The organism is Methanobrevibacter sp. 87.7 (assembly GCF_002208625.1).
GTDB lineage: Archaea > Methanobacteriota > Methanobacteria > Methanobacteriales > Methanobacteriaceae > Methanarmilla.
The window spans coordinates 1-2,372 of sequence record NZ_MRCT01000218.1; the positions used below are offsets into that span (position 1 = coordinate 1).

The 2,372-nt window shown below is 24.0% G+C and carries 2 protein-coding genes; both read right to left on the bottom strand.

All coding sequences use genetic code 11. The features are described from left to right. Positions 1-300: 300 nt before the first annotated feature. Positions 301-1,503: an LUD domain-containing protein gene (locus BGI41_RS07765; protein ID WP_088540128.1), complete on the bottom strand. Its 1,203-nt coding sequence runs from the start codon at positions 1,501-1,503 to the stop codon at positions 301-303. Between the two features lie 32 nt (positions 1,504-1,535). Continuing rightward, entirely contained in the window at positions 1,536-2,237 is a 702-nt protein-coding gene (locus tag BGI41_RS07770) for a (Fe-S)-binding protein (RefSeq protein WP_088540129.1), read from the bottom strand. Positions 2,238-2,372 lie beyond the last annotated feature (135 nt).

Here is a 2,372-nt window from a genome sequence, read left to right on the forward strand (position 1 = left end):
ATCTTATTTAATATAAATAGTTTTTTTATAATTAATAAATCACTTAAAAATAGAAAAAATATTAAAAAATAGGAATAATAAAAAATTTTAAAAAAATAAAAATATAAAATAAAAAAATACTAAAAAAGACAGAAAAAACTAAAAAACATTTAAAAATAAGAAAAATAACTATAAAAAAATTAAAATCATTGAAAAAATATAAAAAACAAGAAAAAAATAGCTATAAAAAACATTAAAAAAAAGCTAAAAAATATAAAAAACAAGAAAAAAAATAGCTATAAAAAACATTAAAAAATGAAACTAATCATATGGTGAACCATTAGTTTCAATATTATCTCTAATATGTTTATGTGGTTTCATATGATAATCAGTTTCAGATCTAATTTTTTCCATTATCTTATTAGTTGGAGTAGCAACTGGACAATTTAAAGTACACATACCACATAAGGTACACATATACAATTTATCATCATCTTTTATCTCATTTTCATTAAGATATCTACTCATTGCAATACCACGTCCACCAAGATAATAATTAAATCCAAAATCATTACCTACAGAATTATAAACTGGACAAGATACTACACAGTTACCACAATTAATACACCATAAACATTCATCAATAGATTTACTTCTACCATTATCTAAAAATATAACAACAACTCTTTCTGCACCATACATAGGTTTTAAAAGTTTTTTCTCAATATCTGCTGTTTTTGATGGTCCTGAAACAACATTAATATATGATGAAATTGGTGTACCGGTTCCATAAACTGCTTCAAGTTTACATATTGAAACACAATCTTCAACAGTAGGAACTAATTTATCAATACCTGCAAGAACAATATGAAGATTTCTACTTATAGCATATGCAACATTATACTCATTATGAACAATAGTAAAAGCACCATCTTCAGCTGCAATTGCATTAGCTCCAGTAATACCTACTTTTGCTTTATTAACATATTTTAATACATCTGCACGGCAAGTTTCAAGAATAATTTGATGAACAGGAGGAATATCTGTACCAAGAGCATTATTTACAATATCAGTAATTTCTCCAATACTTAAATGTGCTGCAGGAGCTGTATTATGTGATGGTCTATTATCATGTTTTTTAAGTTGTAATAATCTATCACCTAAATCTGTTTCTACAACTTTAACTCCATTATCCTCAAGTTTATGTCTTCCATTAATTTCTCCCATTGTATTAGATTTAGATTTAATTACAAGTTTATTTTCAGGATCATATTCATTAATTAATTTTAACATTATATCTATTGCTTCATCACCATCAGCTGCGAAATAATACTCAATATCATTTCTTTTAAAACTTTCTTTAACCTCATCAATAAGTTCATCATTATTATCAATAGCATCTTTACGAATTTTTTGAACTCTTTTTTGAAGTTTTTTTGTTCTAGGATTATTAATTATTTCACTAGATCTAGATTTTAACATTTTAAATGATTTTTTCATTTGTTTAATTTCATTTTCATCCATACTATCTGCCCTATAAATTATTACTTAAATTTTTAAATATCTTCATGTTTTAATGCTTTTGCAACAAATTCAGATAAATCTAAAACTTTCATATCATCATCTGAATTGGAATTAAGGTTTAATTTACAAAATGGACAAGAACTAATTAAAATATTAGAATCTGTATCTTTTGCTTGTTTAATCCTATTTTTAGCAATATCATTTGAAATTTCTGGAAATGCAGATTTTACACCACCACCTGATCCACAGCATAATGCATTTTCACGATTATTTTCCATTTCAACAAGATTAGCATATTTTTCAATAACATACCTTGGTTCATCAAATACTTCTAAAGCCCTACCTAAATGGCAAGGATCATGATAACTTACATTTAAATTAGAAAAATTATCATTTACTTCAATCTTACCTTCATCAATCAATTTTTTAAGAAATTGAGATATATGAATTACATTTAAATCTACACCAAGAAGATTTTTATAATCTTCACTTAATGTTTTATAACAACCTGCACATGAAGTTAAAATTAAATCTTCATTTTCTAAAAGTTTAATATTTTCTTTCATTAAATCAAGAGCATCTTCTTCAAAACCACTTCTTAAAAGTACAGATCCACAACATTCTTCATTATCAAGAACATGATAATCAATACCTGCTTTATCTAAAATATATTTTGTAGATTCTTCAATATCAGAATCTCTTTCTCTTGCAGTACATCCTCTGAAATATAACATTTAATCACACAAAAATTAATATAAAAAATAATAGCTAAATTATGTATTAGTTTAATAATATAAATAATTATTTAATAATATATAATTTTAATTATAAAAACATTGTTTTTATTCAAATAATGCATTATAATAAAA

Coding starts and splice junctions, on each gene's coding strand:
- BGI41_RS07765 (WP_088540128.1), bottom strand. CDS start 1,503: ATGGATGAAAATGAAATTAAACAAATGAAAAAATCATTTAAAATGTTA.
- BGI41_RS07770 (WP_088540129.1), bottom strand. CDS start 2,237: ATGTTATATTTCAGAGGATGTACTGCAAGAGAAAGAGATTCTGATATT.